This is a genomic window from Oryzihumus sp. (assembly GCF_054325275.1).
This window is the reverse complement of sequence record NZ_JBTCWL010000080.1, coordinates 1-15,791: the sequence shown is the minus strand read 5'-3', so window position 1 is coordinate 15,791 and position 15,791 is coordinate 1. Positions and strand designations below refer to the sequence as shown.

The 15,791-nt window shown below is 72.5% G+C and carries 15 protein-coding genes; 10 read left to right on the top strand and 5 right to left on the bottom strand.

Features of this window, described 5'->3' with window-relative positions; all coding sequences use genetic code 11:
- Positions 1-168, top strand: a 168-nt coding sequence (locus ACXVGS_RS16660) for a 2-oxo acid dehydrogenase subunit E2 (RefSeq protein ID WP_458530698.1), incomplete at its 5' end; no start/stop codon positions are given.
- A gap of 14 nt (positions 169-182) precedes the next feature.
- On the top strand, positions 183-1,097 hold the full coding sequence (locus tag ACXVGS_RS16655; protein WP_458530684.1) for a TIGR01777 family oxidoreductase: 915 nt from the start codon (positions 183-185) through the stop codon (positions 1,095-1,097).
- A 43-nt stretch (positions 1,098-1,140) separates the two neighbouring features.
- Here ACXVGS_RS16655 and ACXVGS_RS16650 read toward each other — a convergent pair whose 3' ends face one another.
- On the bottom strand, positions 1,141-2,646 hold the full coding sequence (locus ACXVGS_RS16650) for a protein kinase domain-containing protein (RefSeq protein ID WP_458535704.1): 1,506 nt from the start codon (positions 2,644-2,646) through the stop codon (positions 1,141-1,143).
- 26 nt (positions 2,647-2,672) lie between these two features.
- Between ACXVGS_RS16650 and ACXVGS_RS16645 the strand changes: the two genes are divergently transcribed.
- The gene (locus ACXVGS_RS16645; protein WP_458530686.1) at positions 2,673-3,398 is read left to right on the top strand and encodes a Type 1 glutamine amidotransferase-like domain-containing protein; all 726 of its coding nucleotides are present in this window, start codon (positions 2,673-2,675) and stop codon (positions 3,396-3,398) included.
- Between the two features lie 90 nt (positions 3,399-3,488).
- Here the strand turns inward: ACXVGS_RS16645 and ACXVGS_RS16640 are convergent, their stop codons facing one another.
- Positions 3,489-4,520: a Gfo/Idh/MocA family protein gene (locus ACXVGS_RS16640; protein ID WP_458537202.1), complete on the bottom strand. Its 1,032-nt coding sequence runs from the start codon at positions 4,518-4,520 to the stop codon at positions 3,489-3,491.
- 68 nt (positions 4,521-4,588) lie between these two features.
- Positions 4,589-6,766 (bottom strand): MMPL family transporter, encoded by a 2,178-nt coding sequence (locus tag ACXVGS_RS16635; RefSeq protein ID WP_458530688.1) that lies wholly within the window; start codon positions 6,764-6,766, stop codon positions 4,589-4,591.
- Between the two features lie 86 nt (positions 6,767-6,852).
- Between ACXVGS_RS16635 and lipB the strand changes: the two genes are divergently transcribed.
- The 3 genes from lipB (at position 6,853) to ACXVGS_RS16620 (ending at position 9,513) form a co-directional block, all read left to right on the top strand.
- A complete protein-coding gene (lipB, locus tag ACXVGS_RS16630; RefSeq protein ID WP_458530689.1) occupies positions 6,853-7,485 on the top strand; it encodes a lipoyl(octanoyl) transferase LipB in 633 nt (210 codons plus the stop codon).
- 91 nt (positions 7,486-7,576) lie between these two features.
- Positions 7,577-8,527 (top strand): ABC transporter ATP-binding protein, encoded by a 951-nt coding sequence (locus ACXVGS_RS16625; RefSeq protein WP_458530690.1) that lies wholly within the window; start codon positions 7,577-7,579, stop codon positions 8,525-8,527.
- Positions 8,524-9,513: a hypothetical protein gene (locus ACXVGS_RS16620; RefSeq protein WP_458533806.1), complete on the top strand. Its 990-nt coding sequence runs from the start codon at positions 8,524-8,526 to the stop codon at positions 9,511-9,513. The genes ACXVGS_RS16625 and ACXVGS_RS16620 overlap by 4 nt, the downstream gene beginning before the upstream one ends.
- Before the next feature lie 76 nt (positions 9,514-9,589).
- Here the strand turns inward: ACXVGS_RS16620 and ACXVGS_RS16615 are convergent, their stop codons facing one another.
- A complete protein-coding gene (locus tag ACXVGS_RS16615) occupies positions 9,590-10,522 on the bottom strand; it encodes an LLM class F420-dependent oxidoreductase (protein WP_458530692.1) in 933 nt (310 codons plus the stop codon).
- A 158-nt stretch (positions 10,523-10,680) separates the two neighbouring features.
- On the opposite strand from ACXVGS_RS16615, the gene ACXVGS_RS16610 reads away from it, so the two are divergent.
- From ACXVGS_RS16610 to ACXVGS_RS16600, 3 genes are all read left to right on the top strand, one after another.
- A complete protein-coding gene (locus tag ACXVGS_RS16610) occupies positions 10,681-11,433 on the top strand; it encodes an SDR family NAD(P)-dependent oxidoreductase (RefSeq protein ID WP_458532152.1) in 753 nt (250 codons plus the stop codon).
- 224 nt (positions 11,434-11,657) lie between these two features.
- Positions 11,658-12,683 carry a lipoyl synthase gene (gene lipA, locus ACXVGS_RS16605; protein WP_458530694.1) on the top strand — a complete coding sequence of 342 codons (1,026 nt, stop codon included), beginning with the start codon at positions 11,658-11,660 and terminating at the stop codon, positions 12,681-12,683.
- A gap of 17 nt (positions 12,684-12,700) precedes the next feature.
- Positions 12,701-13,426, top strand: coding sequence for a DUF4191 domain-containing protein (locus ACXVGS_RS16600; RefSeq protein ID WP_458530695.1), 726 nt, complete (start codon positions 12,701-12,703; stop codon positions 13,424-13,426).
- A 178-nt stretch (positions 13,427-13,604) separates the two neighbouring features.
- Here ACXVGS_RS16600 and ACXVGS_RS16595 read toward each other — a convergent pair whose 3' ends face one another.
- On the bottom strand, positions 13,605-14,072 hold the full coding sequence (locus ACXVGS_RS16595) for an RDD family protein (RefSeq protein ID WP_458530696.1): 468 nt from the start codon (positions 14,070-14,072) through the stop codon (positions 13,605-13,607).
- Positions 14,073-14,230: 158 nt separating this feature from the next.
- Here ACXVGS_RS16595 and glnA point away from each other — a divergent pair, with 158 nt between their 5' ends.
- A complete protein-coding gene (glnA, locus tag ACXVGS_RS16590) occupies positions 14,231-15,655 on the top strand; it encodes a type I glutamate--ammonia ligase (protein WP_141788075.1) in 1,425 nt (474 codons plus the stop codon).
- The last annotated feature ends 136 nt before the right edge of the window (positions 15,656-15,791 follow it).

The following is a 15,791-nucleotide window of genomic DNA, read 5'->3' as shown; positions in this document are numbered from 1 at the left end:
GTGGTGACCGACGCGGACGGCGGCGAGACCATCGCGATCCGCTCGATGATGTACCTCGCCCTGTCCTACGACCACCGGATCGTCGACGGCGCCGACGCGGCGCGCTTCCTGTCGACGATGAAGCAGCGGCTCGAGGAGGGCGCCTTCGAGGCGTCCCTCGGCCTCTGAGCGGGGACGACACGATGCCACAGCGCGTCGCCATCACCGGAGCCTCCGGCCTGATCGGCGGCGCGCTGTCGGCATTCCTGAGCGGCCGCGGCGACGAGGTGCTCCACGTGGTGCGCCGGGAGCCGCGCACCGCCTCCGAGATCGGCTGGGACCCCCGTCACCGCCAGCTCGACCCGGCCGCCCTGTCGGGCGTGACCGCGGTGGTCAACCTCGCCGGCGCCAACGTGGGCGGCAAGCGGTGGACGCCCGCCTACAAGCAGGAGATCTTCGCCTCCCGCGTCGACAGCACCCACACCATCGCCTCGGCGCTGGCCGACCTCCACGAGCCGGTGCGGCTGGTCAACGCCTCGGCGATCGGGATCTACGGCTCGGACCGGGGCGAGGAGGTCCTCACCGAGGACAGCGAGCCGGGCCAGGGCTTCCTCGCCGACGTGGTGCGCGCCTGGGAGTCGGCCACCAAGCCTGCGGCCGACGCTGGGCTGCCCGTGGCGATGGCCCGCACCGGCCTGGTCATGTCCCCCGACGGCGGGGCGTTCGAGCGGCTGCTCACCCTCGGCCGGCTCGGCCTGCTCGGCCCGCTCGGGTCGGGCCGGCAGTACTGGAGCTGGGTCACCCTGCGTGACGTCGTGCGCGGCTACGCGCACCTCATCGACCGCGAGGACGTGACCGGCCCGGTCAACCTCGTCGGGCCGGCGCCGGCCCACCAGGCCGACGTCGCCCGTGCGGTGGCGACCGAGCTGCACCGCCCCTCGGTGCTGCCGGCCCCCGGGTTCGCGTTGAAGGCGGTCCTGGGCGAGTTCGCCGACGACGTGCTCGGCAGCGCGCGGGTCATGCCGAGCGCCCTCACCGCCTCGGGCTTCACGTTCGAGCACGACACACTCGAGCAGGCCGCCGCCTGGCTCGTCGACCAGGCCGGGCTCGCCGCCTGACCCCTGCACGGCCGGCTCGCGTCACGGCCGGCCATGCGCTCGCTCAGCGGTAGCTGACGATGCGCCACCCCTGGCTCGTCCAGGCCAGCGTGAACGTCAGCGGCGGCCCGGCGACCGCCGGCCGCGCCAGGGTCGCTCCCCCGTCCTCGACCACGACGTATGCCGCGGTGTCGACGCGCGCCCGCAGCGTCGCCGTGGTGCCGGCCAGGGTGCCCGAGGCGGCGCGCACCGTGAGCCGCAGCCCGCGGTAGCTCGCGTGCCGCGACAGCAGCGTGCCGACGTGGGCAACATCGGTCTGCAGGGCCGGTGAGCCGGGCGCGTCGACCGCCGCCAGCGCGGCCGGGTCGCGGGACGTCCAGGCGGCGGCACGACGGTCGGCCAGCTGCTGCAACAGCTCTCGCGGGGCATGCGCCGGGGCCTGCCGGTCCAGGACGGCACCGCCGCCGACCGGCGCGCCCGGCGCCCCGGGCGCCGCCGGCGCGGTGTGGCGTGCCGCCGCCCAGGCGCCCGAGGCGCCGAGCAGAACCACCGCCAGCAGCGCAACACCGGGGAGGGCCCAGGTGCGGCGACGGCGAAGGGAGGCGGCACGGGTGGCCGCGTCCGTGGATACCGTCGTGCCCTTCCCCCGCGACCTGCCGGGCACACGACGCAGCACGGGACGCAGCCGGCTCGCCGCGCGCCGCCACCTCGACGGCACCGGCGCCACGCGGTCGGCCGCAGCCTGGGCGCGCAGCCGGTGCGTGAGGTCACCCGCCGGGTCCTCCCCGGTGGCCAGCCGCACGGGCTCGGCCGGAGCCGCGGCGTAGGCGGCCACGGCGGCCTCTCGCGCGCTGGGGCGGTCCGCCGGGTCCGGGGCCAGGCACCGCTCCACGAGGCCCACCAGCGCCGCCGGGGCTCCGGTCCCGAGCGTGGCCAGCGGCGGCCGGACCGCCGGTGGCGGGGGCGCGGCCCCGGTCAGCGCCAGCCAGCCCACGGCGCCCAGGGCGTGCACGTCGGCCGCCGGGCTGGCGCTCGCCCCGTCGACGACCTCCGGCGCGACGTAACCGGGGGTGCCGTGCCCGTCGCCGGGGTCCTCCCCCGCCAGCCGCGCAACGCCCAGGTCCGCCAGCATGGGCTTGCCCTCACGAGTGAACAGCACGTTCGCCGGCGAGACGTCGGCGTGCACCACGCCCACCTCGTGCAGCTGGGCCAGCGCACCGGCGAGCGGGGTGAGGACGGTGACGGCCTCCCCCGCCGACAGGTGCCCGCGACCGGCCACGACCCGGGCCAGGCTGCCGCCGTCGGCGAGGTCGAGGACGAGCGCCAGCCTCCCGTCGGCCAGCGGCACCGCGTCGTGCAGCCGGACCACGTGGTCCCCGGCCGTGCGGCTGAGCACAGCCAGCTCACGCAACGCCTGGTCACTGAGCTCGGCCCGGGAACCGTTGCCGGACAACACCTTCACGGCCACCCGGGCGCCGTCCCGATCCCGTTCGGCGAGCCAGACCGTGCCCGACGCGCCCCGCCCGACCTGGCCGAGCAGGAGACACCCGGGCACCGTGGGCTGCTCCATCGCAGACACCCCCTAGGGTTTCGCGCATGGCAACCGACACCCCCACGATCCTCGCCACCTCCGGCGGCTACCGGATGCACGAGCGCCTGCGCTTCGAGTTCGCTGAGCTCGTCCACTATGCCGTGGATCTGTCCGGCGCCGACGCGCGTATCCCCAAGGTCTGCCACATCGGCACGGCCATGGGCGACCAGCGCTGGTTCAACGCCGAGATGGACGAGGCCGGCCGGCACGCGGGCTACGCGATGAGCCACCTCAACCTGTTCACCATGCCCAACGTCGAGGACGTCGAGGGCCACCTGCTGGAGCAGGACGTGGTCTGGGTCAACGGCGGCTCGGTGGCCAACCTGCTGGCCGTGTGGCGCGTGCACGACCTCGACCAGATCCTGCGCCGCGTCTGGGAGGCCGGCGTGGTCCTCGCCGGTGTCTCGGCCGGGTCGATCTGCTGGTTCGAGGGCGGCACCACCGACTCCTTCGGCGCCGAGCTGCGCGCGGTCACCAACGCCCTGGGCTTCCTGCCCTACGGCAACGGCGTGCACTACGACAGCGAGGCACGACGCCGGCCCCTGGTGCACCGCCTGGTCGCCGACGGCACGCTGCCCACGACGCACTGCACCGACGACGGCGTCGGCCTGCTCTACCGCGGCACCGAGCTCGTCGAGGCCGTCACCGAGCAGGACGGCAAGGGCGCCTACATCGTCACCCGTGACGGCGACAGCGCCGTCGAGGAGCGCCTCGAGCCGCGTCGCCTCTGACCCCACCACCGGTATGCCGTGTGGTCACCGCCGGGCTGACCACACGGCAGGTGACCACACGGCATACGACGCGTCGAGGGGCTGGGTGCCTCAGGCGCCGGGGGTCTGCACCCGGGCCACGGTCCCGGTGCCGGCGCTGACACGGGCGGCGTCGATGACCGCCAGGGTGTGCACGGCGTCGCGCGGGTCGACCGGCATCGCGGCCTGCGAGTCGGCGGCCGTGAGGGCCTGCGCGACCCTGCGGTAGAAGTCGACCTGGCTGGAGTCCCGGCGCCGCACCGGCCGGCGTGTCTCGCCGGCATAGACCCAGCCGCAGTGGTCGGCGTCCTGGTTGCGCAGGTCGACGTAGATGTCGAGGTCGCTCTCGAACTCGTTGAGCACGTAGGCCGCCCGACGCCCGAGCAGCCGCAGGCGCGGCCCGGGGGCCGCCGCCACCGACGTGGTGCCCAGGTGGCTGCGCACGCCGGAGGCGTGGCGGCATGCCAGGAACGCCTCGTCCTCGGCGGTGGTGGTGTGCGCGGCGACCTCGGCGTAGACCGCCTCAACGGGGCCGAACAGGTCCACCGCCTGGTCCAGCAGGTGGGTCTGCAGGTCGAGCATGATGCCGCCGCCGTCCTGCCAGGCGGCGTTCTCGCGCCAGCGGTCCTTGGGCTCCGGACGCCAGCGCTCCCAACGGATCTCGGCACGGAAGACGTCGCCGAGCTCGCCGTCGCGGACCAGCTCGCGGGCGGTGACGTGCTCGGCGTCGAAGCGCCGGTTCTGGAACACGGTCAACGGCACCCCGGCCGCGGCCGCCGCCTCGACGACCGAGTGGGCGTCCGGCGCGCTGGTGGCCAGCGGCTTGTCGACGACCACGGGCAGACCCGCCTCGATGACCTGCCGGGCCTGGGCGGCATGGGCGCCGCTGGGCGTGGCCAGCACGACCAGGTCGAGCCCGGGCGTCGCGAGCAGCGCGTCGAGGTCGGGGACGACCTCGGCGCCCGGGTTCTCCTCCCGGGCCTGCGCCGCGCGCTCGGCGTTGGACGTCGACACGGCCGCGACCGTCAGGCCGGCGGCACGCATCAGCGGAGCGTGGATTCCCTGTCCGGCGGAGCCGAACCCTGCAAGACCGACGTTCGTCACGGGACGACCCTATGCCGCGACGGATGCACGGACCGACGCCGGTCGGCGCCGGGCAGCCCGCCGGACCGCTACCGGGAGAGCCGGCCCGGCCACCAGATCCGGGAGTCGATGTCGTAGGCGAACGCGGGCACGAGCAGCGAGCGCACGACCAGGGTGTCGAGGAGGACACCGAAAGCCACGATGAACGCGATCTGCACCAGGAACAGGATCGGCAGCACCGCCAGCGCGGAGAACGTCGCGGCGAGCACGACGCCGGCGCTGGTGATGACACCGCCGGTGACGGCGAGCCCGACGAGGATGCCCGGCCGGGTGCCCCGCTCCTGCGACTCCTCACGCACCCGGGTCATGAGGAAGATCGAGTAGTCGATGCCCAGCGCGACGAGGAACACGAACGCGTAGAGCGGCGTGGACGGGTCGCTGCCCGGGAAGTCGAAGACGTGGTTGAACACCAGCGCGGCGACGCCCAGGGTGGCGGCGAAGGAGATGACGTTGGCGACGACGAGCACCACCGGCGCCACGAACGAGCGCAGCAGCAGCATCAGCACGACGAAGATGACCGCCAGGATCGTCGGGATGATGACCTTCAGGTCCCGCTCGCTGGCGTGCCGGACGTCGAGGTTGATGGCGGTGCTGCCGCCGACCCGCACGGCAGGGCTCACCTGGTGGAGGTCGCGGCGCAGGTTCTCCACCACGGTCTCGGCCGCGGGGCTGTCGGCGGCAGGCGTGAGGGTGGCCTGCACCAGCACCTGGCCGTCGACGACCTTGGGCGGTGCGGCCGGGTTGTCCCCGACCGCCACCGCCGCGACGCCGCTCTCGGCCTTGGCTCGGGTGACGACCGCCTGGGCCTTGTCTGCCGGCGCGACGATCTGGACGGGGGTGCCCGACCCGGCCGGGAAGTGACGGGCGAGGACCTCCTGGCCGGTGACGGACTCGACCTTGTTGAGGAAGATCTGCGACTGGGAGATGCCCGAGGCCTTCAGCGTCGGGACGAACGCGACGCACGCCAGCAGGAGGACGAGGGTGGTGACCCACACCCGGCGCGGGTGGCGACCGACGAGCCCGGCGACGCGGCCCCAGATGCCACGCCGGCCCACGGAGTCCTCGGCGTGCACGTGGTCCACGCGCGGGATGAGCGGCCAGAAGATCTTGCGGCCGAACAGCAGCAGCACCGCCGGCAGGAACGTCAGGGCCGAGAGCAGCGCCCCGGCGATGCCGAGCGCGCCCACCGGACCGAGCCCGCGGGTGTTGCCGAGCTGGGAGAGCATCAGGCAGAGCAGGCCGAGGATGACGGTCGCGCCACTGGCGATGATCGGCTCGGCGGCGGCACGCCAGGACGCGCGCATCGCCGCCCACTTGCTCGGGTGGTCGTGCAGCTCCTCCCGGTAGCGGGAGACGAGCAGCAGGGCGTAGTCGGTGGAGGCACCGACGACGAGGATCGAGAGGATGCCCTGGCTCTGGCCGTTGAGGTCGATCGTGCCGTTCTTGGCCAGCGGGTAGATCACCAGCGCGGCGGCGGCGAGGCCGAACATCGAGGTGATGAGCACCGCAAACGGCAGGATCGGGCTGCGGTAGACCACGAGCAGGATGACGAAGACGACGCCGAGGGCGACGACGAGCAGGATGCCGTCGATGCCGCTGAACGCGGTGACGAAGTCGGCGAGGATGCCGCCGGGGCCGGTGACGTAGACCTTCAGGCCTTGCGGGGCAAGGGTGTTGGCCGCTGACTCACGCATTGCCTTGGCGCCCTCGTAGAGCGCCGAGGAGCCCTGCAACGGCTCGGCGGCCTTCTTGCTGTCCAGGGGTACCGGCACGAGGAGCGCCTGCCTGTCCTGGCTCGGCACCGCGAATCTGGGCGTCTCCTTGAGGTACTCCCCCAGGGTCCGGCCCTTGCCCGCGAAGGTGAGGTCCGGGATACCGGCGATGAACTGCTGCACGGCGGCCTGGTCGGCGGGCTTGAGCCCGCCGGGCCGCTCGACCACGACGAAGTAGGGCAGCGTGCTCGTGTCGGTGAACTTCCCCGCGAGCTTCTGCACCTCGGTCGACTCGGCCGACTTGGGCAGGAACGAGGCGTTGTCGTTCTTCTGCACTTCGCTGAGCTTGCCGACCAGCGGGCCGCCGACGCTGCCGATGGCGAACCAGGCCAGGGCCACCAGCAGCACCGCCACCAGGCGGACCGCCCGCGTCCGCCCGGGGGCCTTGGCCCGCTCCGCGTTCTCCTGCTCCGGCGTGATGTCGTGCCGTGTCATGACCTGCCGCTCCCCAGCTCAACCGTCCGTTGGATAAAGCCTATGGGCTTGCTGGGTATGCCGCGCCGGCGGCGTACCCTGCAGGCATGCGTTTCGAGCACCTGGGGTTTGCACCGGACTACGTCGACTACCGCGCGGCGTGGGACACGCAGCGCGAGGTCCACGCGGGCGTGGTGGCCGGCGGTGAGGACACCGTGCTGCTGTTGGAGCACGAGCGGGTCTACACCGCGGGCAAGCGCACCGAGCCGCACGAGCGGCCCTTCGACGGCACCCCGGTGGTCGACGTGGACCGAGGCGGCAAGATCACCTGGCACGGGCCGGGCCAGCTCGTGGGCTACCCGATCGTGCGGCTGCCCTCCCCGGTCGACGTGGTCGCCCATGTGCGCCGGCTCGAGGAGATGATGATCCGGGTCTGCGCCGACCTCGGCCTCGAGGCCGGTCGCGTCGAGGGCCGCAGCGGGGTGTGGGTCGCCGCCGACGAGCGCGGCCCCGACCGCAAGATCGGCGCCATCGGCATCCGGGTCAGCCAGGAGGTGACGATGCACGGCTTCTCGCTCAACTGCGACTGCGACCTGTCCTGGGCGCAGGTGATCATCCCGTGCGGCATCGCCGACGCCGGCGTGACCTCGCTGAGCCAGGAGCTCGGCCGGGACGTGACGGTGTCCGAGGTGCTCCCCTACGCCGAGAAGCACCTGGCCGACGTCCTCACCCTGGGCTGAGCCGCGCGTCGCGCCGCCGGGCGCGCAGCCCGGCGCTACCGTGTGCCGACCCGTCGCCGACCGGCTGCGGGTGGGGCACCGGGGGGTGGACGTGGCTGGGACGACGGCGGAGCTCGCGATCTCGACGCGGGGACTGCGCAAGACCTACCGCACGCGCAAGGGACGTCGCGTGGCGGTGGAGGGGCTCGACCTGGACGTCCCGGTGGGCGGGGTCCACGGGTTCCTCGGCCCCAACGGCTCGGGCAAGACGACCTCCATCCGCATGCTGCTGGGGCTGGTCCGGGCCGACGCGGGCACCATGACGGTCTTTGGCCACCGCGTCCCGGAGCGGCTGCCGGAGGTCATCGCCCGCGTCGGTGCGATCGTGGAGCAGCCGAAGTTCTTCCCGGCGTTCTCCGGCCGACGCAACCTCGAGCTGCTCGCCGACGCCATCGGGACGCCGCGCTCCGCGGTGAGCGAGGTCCTCGAGGAGACGGGACTGGGCGAGCGCGGTACCGACCGGTTCAAGAGCTACTCCCTCGGGATGAAGCAGCGCCTCGCCGTGGCCGCCACGCTGCTCAAGAAACCCGACCTGCTGATCTTCGACGAGCCCACCAACGGCCTCGACCCGGCCGGGATCCGCGAGATCCGGGACACGATGCGCGGGCTGGGCGAGCGCGGCCGGACGGTCCTCGTCAGCAGCCACATCCTCGCCGAGGTCGAGCAGGTGGCCGACTCGGTGTCGATCATCGGGCACGGCCGCCTGCTCGCGTCGGGGCCCGTGGCCGAGGTCATCGGCGGCCAGTCCGCCGGCGCGGTCCGCGTCGGTGTCGACGACCGCGACCAGGCGCACCGGGTGCTCCTCGAGGGCGGGATGGTGGTGCGACCCGACGGTCCGGACCTTCTCGTCGAGGGCCTCGGGGACCCGGCCGAGGTGACCCGCCGGCTCGCGCACCATGGACTGTTCGTCAACCAGCTGGTCACCGTGCGGGCGGACCTCGAGTCGGTCTTCCTCTCGCTCACCAGCGGCGAGGACCTGCGGGCCGCGGGAGCGGCACGATGAGGCGCCTCGTGGCGGTCGAGCTGCGCCGGCTCCGCGCCCGCCGGCTCACGGTGATCGGGCTGATCGGCGTCGTGGTCGGCCTGGCCTTCATGGGCTACGGCATGTGGGACCAGGCCCGCCCGCTCACCACCTCGCAGCGACAAGCGGCCACGGCGGCATACAACCAGGCCCGCCAGGACTGGCTGGCCCACGGTGACCAGATGCGCACCGACTGCCTCGCCGGGCAGGCCGACGCGCGCAAGACCGACCCGAAGGCGGACTTCGGCTGCGACAACATGGAGCCCAGGCTCGAGAACTACGGCAAGCCCCGGCCGCGGCTCGACGACCTCGTGCCCAGCGGCCTCGAGGGCGCCGCCTACCTCGTCGCGTTCGTGGCCTTCGTGGTGGGCGCCGGGTTCACCGGGGCCGAGGTCGCCAGCGGGGCCCTCGGCACCTGGCTGACCTTCGAACCGCGCCGGCTGCGGGTGCTGGGCAGCAAGCTGGTCGCTGTGGTGTCGGGCACCGCCGTCGTCGGGACTGCCGCCGTGGGCCTGGTGCTGACGACCGGGTGGCTGCTCGTGCAGCACTACAACCCCGGCGCTCACACCCCGGCCGGCCTGTGGTCGACCCTGTCCGGCCAGTCGGGTCGCGCCGTCGCGGTGACCGCGGCGGCGGGCCTGGCCGGCGCGGCCCTCGCCCTCCTGCTGCGCCACACCGCGGCGGCCCTCGGGGTCGTCATCGGATACCTGGTGGTCGTCGAGGGGCTGCTGGGCAACCGGTTCAGCGGCGTCAAGCCCTGGCTGCTGCAGACCAACGTCATCGGCTGGCTCGAGCACGGCACGTCCTACGGCCTCGACGTCTGCACGGTCGCGCCCGACGGCAGCTACGGCTGCCAGACCGTCCGACGGGCCATCACGTTCGGCCACAGCTCGCTCGTCCTTGCCGTGGTGCTGGCCGCGGCGCTGGCACTGACGGTCGCCGTGTTCCGGCGCCGGGACGTCGCCTGACCCACATCACCTGCCACACGCCGAGCCGCTGTGCCCGGGCCGGACCCGGGCACCGCGCCTCGGACGGGGGCCGGCCTCAGCCGAGCTGGGGGATGACCTCGCTGGCCACGAGGTCGAGGTGGTCCAGGTCGGACAGGTCGAGCACCTGCAGGTAGATCCGCTGCGAGCCGGCCTCGGCGTAGCGGCCGATCGTGTCGACGATCTCGGCCGGGGAGCCGGCCAGGCCGTTCTCGCGCAGCTCGGCCAGGTCGCGCCCGATCGCCTCGGACCGGCGGGTCAGCTCGTCCCAGGTGGCGCCGGCGCACAGCACCAGCGCGTTGGACATCGTGATCGTGGCCGGGTCGCGGTCATGTTCACGGGCGACCGCGCGCACGTTCTCGAACTTCTCGGCGGACTCCTCCACCGACACGAACGGCAGGTTGAACTCGCTGCCGTAGCGGGCGACCAGCTCGGGCGTGCGCTTCCTGCCCTTGCCGCCGATGACGATCGGCACGGCGTCCTGCTCGGGCTTGGGCAGCGCGGGGCTGTCGGTGAGCTGGTAGTGCTTGCCGTCGAAGGAGAAGCGCTCGCCCGCCGGGGTCTCCCACAGGCCGGTGATCACCGCGAGCTGCTCCTCGAGCCGGTCGAAGCGCTCGCCCACCGCCTCCGGGAACGGGATGCCATAGGCCAGGTGCTCGGCCTCGAACCACCCGGCCCCCAGGCCGAGCTCCACCCGGCCACCGGACATCTCGTCGACCTGGGCCACCTGCACCGCGAGCATGCCGGGGTGGCGGAACGTCGCCGAGGTCACCAGCGTGCCCAGCCGGATCGTCAGGGTCTCGCGGGCCAGGCCGGCCAGCGTGGTCCAGGTGTCGGTCGGACCCGGCAGCCCGTCGCCGTCGCCCATCGCGAGCAGGTGGTCGGAGCGGAAGAACGCCGAGTAGCCGCACTCCTCGGCGCGGCGGGCCATCGCGAGCTGCTGGCCGTAGGTGGCCCCCTGCTGGGGCTCGGTGAAGATGCGCAGGTCCATTCGGCCAACTCTAGGTCGCCGCGGTGTGGCGCCCGACACCGCCCGGGACCTGTGCCGCACCCCTGCGGGACCAAGGTCGCTGGCCCCGCCGCCCTCCCCACGTGAGCCTGTCTGGAGGGAGGGGCACCACCGGTGCGCCCCACGGACAGGAGGACGAGATGGAGCGACTCGAGGACCGGGTGGCCCTGGTGACCGGGGGTGCCAGCGGCATCGGTGCCGCCACCGCGCACCGCCTCGCGGCCGAGGGCGCCACGGTGATGGTCACCGACGTGCAGGACGACCTCGGCGAGAAGGTCGTCGCTGCGATCCGCGACCAGGGCGGCACCGCCGAGTACGCCCACCTCGACGTCTCCTCCGAAACGGACTGGCAGGAGGTCATCGAGCGGGTCCGTGCGGAGCAGGGCCGGCTGGACGTCCTCGTCAACAACGCCGGGATGGGCGACCTGGCCTCGATCGAGGACACCTCCCTGGCCGACTGGGAGCGGACCATCTCTATCGACCAGACCGGCGTGTTCCTCGGCATGAAGACCGCCGCCGCCCTGCTCAAGGCCTCCGGCCACGGCTCGGTCATCAACATCAGCTCGATCTTCGGCGCGATCGGCGGCTTCGGGACTTCCCCGGCCTACCACGCCGCCAAGGGCGCGGTGCGGCTCATGACCAAGAACACCGCCCTGCACTGGGCCCCCGACGGCGTGCGCGTGAACTCGATCCACCCCGGCTTCATCGACACCCCGATCCTGGCGCCGGTCAAGGGCACCGAGTTCGAGTCGGTGATGACCAGCGCCACCCCGCTCGGCCGCCTCGGCCGCCCGGAGGAGATCGCCGCCGGGGTCGCCTACCTCGCCAGCGACGACGCCAGCTACGTCACCGGCTCCGAGCTCTACATCGACGGCGGCTACACGGCCCGGTGAGACCCACCGGTATGCCGTGTGCCCCGGTCCGCGCGGTCGACACGATGGGTGCGTGAGGCGACGCACCGAGGTGACCGGGACGACCAGGAGGCGCACGGCATACCGGTGCTCCCCCGGAGGAGCACGGCGGGTGCGGGGAGCGTCGGGGACGGCGCGTAGTCTGGAGGGCGGTCCGGGTGTGCTACCGCACGCCCGCCTTCTTCTGACTGGCAAGGGAGCCGTTTGTGACCGTCGCACCTGAGGGTCGCCGCATGCTGCGCGTCGAGGCGCGCAACGCCGAGACGCCGATAGAGCGCAAGCCGGAGTGGATCCGCACCACCGCCAAGATGGGGCCGGAGTACACCGCGCTGCACTCGATGGTGAAGAGCGAGGGGCTGCACACCGTCTGCCAGGAGGCCGGCTGCCCCAACATCTTCGAGTGCTGGGAGGACAAGGAGGCCACCTTCCTCATCGGGGGTGACGTCTGTACCCGACGCTGCGACTTCTGCGACATCGCCACCGGGCGCCCCACCGCCCTCGACCTCGACGAGCCGCGCCGCGTCGCCGAGTCGGTGCGCCAGATGGGCCTGCGCTACTCCACCGTCACCGGCGTGGCCCGCGACGACCAGCCCGACGGCGCCGCCGGTCTCTACGCCGAGACGATCCGCCAGATCCACGCGCTCAACCCCAACACCGGCGTCGAGATCCTCCCGCCCGACTTCGGCGCCCGGCCCGAGCTGGTCGGCCAGGTCTTCGACGCCCGCCCCGAGGTGTTCGCCCACAACCTCGAGACGGTGCCCCGGATCTTCCGCAAGATCCGCCCGGCGTTCACCTACGAGAAGTCGCTCAAGGTGCTCTCCATGGCCCGCGAGGCCGAGCTGGTGACCAAGTCCAACCTCATCCTGGGCATGGGCGAGGAGGACCACGAGATCGAGCAGGCGATCCGCGACCTGCACGACGCCGGCTGCGACATCCTCACCATCACCCAGTACCTGCGCCCCTCCAAGCTGCACCACCCGATCGACCGGTGGGTCAAGCCCGAGGAGTTCGTGCACTGGAGCGAGGTCGCCGAGGAGATGGGCTTCAAGGGCGTCATGGCCGGGCCGCTGGTGCGCAGCTCCTACCGGGCTGGCCGCCTCTGGGCGCAGGCCATGAAGAAGTGGGGCCGCGAGGTGCCGGCGCACCTGTCGCACCTGGCCGAGGCCGCCTCCTCCCCCGCCCGCCAGGAGGCCGCGTCGCTGGTCCAGCGTGCTCTCGGCAGCGCCTCCTGACCGGTAGTCTGGACACCATGGCCCGCAAGGATTCACCCCAGTCAGCCGTGCCCGAGAAGGCCGGCCGCATCGCCCAGATGCGCCAGATCTTCACGACCGCCCGCGCGGTCGACCCCGCCATCGGCTGGTGGATGCTGCTCGCGCTGCTCGGCGTGACGCTGGTCGGCGTCGTCGTCGGCCTCGTCGTCGGGCACCCGATCTACGCCGGCTTCCTCGGCCTGATGTTCGGTGTCCTCGCGGCCATGGTGGTCATGAGCCGCCGCGCCGAGCGGGCCGCCTACCGCTCGATCGAGGGCCAGCCCGGTGCCGCCGGCGCCGCCCTGTCGGCCCTGCGCCGCGGGTGGTACTACGACCAGCAGCCGGTGGCCGCCGAGGCCGTGCGCCCCGGCGACCTGGCCTCGGCCGCGATGGTCTTCCGCGCCACCGGCCGTCCCGGCGTGGTCCTCGTCGGTGAGGGCCCCTCCGCCCGCGCCTCCCGCCTGCTCGAGTCCGAGCGCAAGAAGGTCGCCCGCATCCTGCCCGGCGTGCCGGTGACGGTGCTGCGCATCGGCGACGACGAGGCTGCGGTCCCGGTGCGCAAGCTCGCCAACCAGATCCGCCGGCTCAAGCCCACCCTCACCAAGGAGGAGGCGGCGCAGGTCAACAAGCGGCTCAAGGCCCTCGGCGGCGCGCGTCCGCCGATCCCCGCCGGCGTCGACCCGAACCGCGTGCGCATGGACCGCAAGGCGATGCGCGGCCGCTAGACCTCCGACCGAACACCTCTCAGCCCGCGTTTGCGCCCCGTCCGAGGCCGGAAACGCGGGCTGAGGCGTGTCCGGATGCGTGCGGGCGGCGGGCCGGGAGGCACGGGCGACTCACGGCATACCGGGACGAGCGGTGTCGCGACGTATGCCGCGTGCTCACGCACGCAGCGAACCCACCTCAGCGGGTGCGGAGGATGACGGTGCCGGCGGCCTTGTCGTGCAGGCCGCGCTCGTCCTTGTCCCAGATCAGGGCCGGGACGGCGATCGCCAGCAGCAGGCTGCGGACCAGGCCCGGCACCGGGCCGGCCGGCGCCCCGCCGAGCCGGACGACGCGCAGGCCCATGATGCGGTGGCCCACGGTGAAGCCGACCGTGCCGACGAGCAGGACGTTCTCGGCGAAGAACACGGCCAGGGGCAGCAGCCCACCGGCGCCGCCACGGCCGAACTCCCCGCCGAGGAAGGCGACAGCCACGAGCTGGCACAGCGTCCAGTCGATGAAGATGGCGACCAGACGCCGCCCGAACCGGGCGACGGAGCCCGGCCCCTGCTCGGGCAGGCCGAGGCGCTGCCCGGGGTAGGTGCCTTCGCCTGCGCGTGCTGCGCGCGGGCCCTCGATCCACGAGCCGACGTCCTTGCGGTCCACCACGGGAGACAGGTTACGTCGGTCACGCCGCCGGCTGCGCGGGCGGGCCGTCCGTAACACCGGGGAAACATTCGGGTCATGGTCGGGAAATCCCGGGGGGCTAAGGTCGTACGCGACCCACCCGGGCCGGCGATCGTGCCCGCCCCACCACAGGAGGTTGGATGTTCAGCAACGCTGACGAGGTCCTCAAGTTCATCAAGGACGAGGACGTCAAGTTCGTCGATGTGCGCTTCTGCGACCTGCCGGGCGTGATGCAGCACTTCAACGTGCCTGCTCAGACGTTCGACGCGGACGCGTTCTCGAACGGCCAGATGTTCGACGGCTCCTCGATCCGTGGTTTCCAGGCGATCCACGAGTCCGACATGAAGCTCATCCCGGACCCGACGACCGCCTACGTCGACCCGTTCCGCAAAGAGAAGACGCTGATCCTCAACTTCTCCATCGTGGACCCGTTCACGGACGAGCCGTACAGCCGCGACCCGCGCAACATCGCCGCCAAGGCCGAGGCCTACCTGAAGTCGACCGGCATCGCCGACACCGCCTACTTCGGCGCCGAGGCCGAGTTCTACGTCTTCGACGACGTGCGCTTCGAGACGAAGCAGAACGCCGGCTACTACTTCATCGACTCCGTCGAGGCCGCCTGGAACTCCGGCCGCGAGGAGGAGGGTGGCAACCAGGGCTACAAGACCCGCTACAAGGGTGGCTACTTCCCCGTCCCGCCGGTGGACCACTTCGCCGACATCCGCGACGAGATGACGCTGACCCTGCACGACGTGGGCCTCGCCGTCGAGCGCGCCCACCACGAGGTCGGCACCGCCGGCCAGCAGGAGATCAACTACCGGTTCAACACGCTGCTCAACGCCGCAGACGACGTGCTGAAGTTCAAGTACGTCATCAAGAACGTCGCGTGGGCGCACGGCAAGACCGCCACGTTCATGCCCAAGCCGCTCTTCGGTGACAACGGCTCCGGCATGCACAGCCACCAGTCGCTGTGGAAGGACGGCGAGCCGCTGTTCTACGACGAGCGCGGCTACGGCGGCCTGTCCGACATCGCCCGCTGGTACATCGGCGGCCTGCTCAAGCACGCCCCGTCGCTGCTGGCCTTCACCAACCCCACGGTGAACTCCTACCACCGCCTGGTCCCGGGCTACGAGGCTCCGGTCAACCTGGTCTACTCGGCCCGCAACCGCTCCGCCTGCGTGCGCATCCCGATCACGGGCACCTCGCCGAAGGCCAAGCGCATCGAGTTCCGCGTGCCGGACCCGTCGGCGAACCCCTACCTGGCGTTCTCCGCCCAGCTCATGGCCGGCATCGACGGCATCAAGAACCGCATCGAGCCCCCGGAGCCGGTGGACAAGGACCTCTACGAGCTCCCGCCCGAGGAGCACAAGGCCATCTCGCAGGTGCCCGGCTCGCTGCCCGAGGTGCTCAACGCGCTCGAGGCCGACCACGAGTACCTCCTCGAGGGCGACGTGTTCACCAAGGACCTCATCGAGACGTGGATCGACTGGAAGCGCGTCAACGAGGTCGACCCGATCCGCTTCCGCCCGCACCCGCACGAGTTCGAGATGTACTTCGATATCTGATCGGAGCGGAGCGGAGATCAGATATCGAACGAAGACTCAGTGACATCTGACAGTCCCCGGTCCGGCCGACCGCAGGGACCGGCTGAACTGCACTGATGCGACGGCAGGCTCCCACGGGAGCCTGCCGTCGCACACC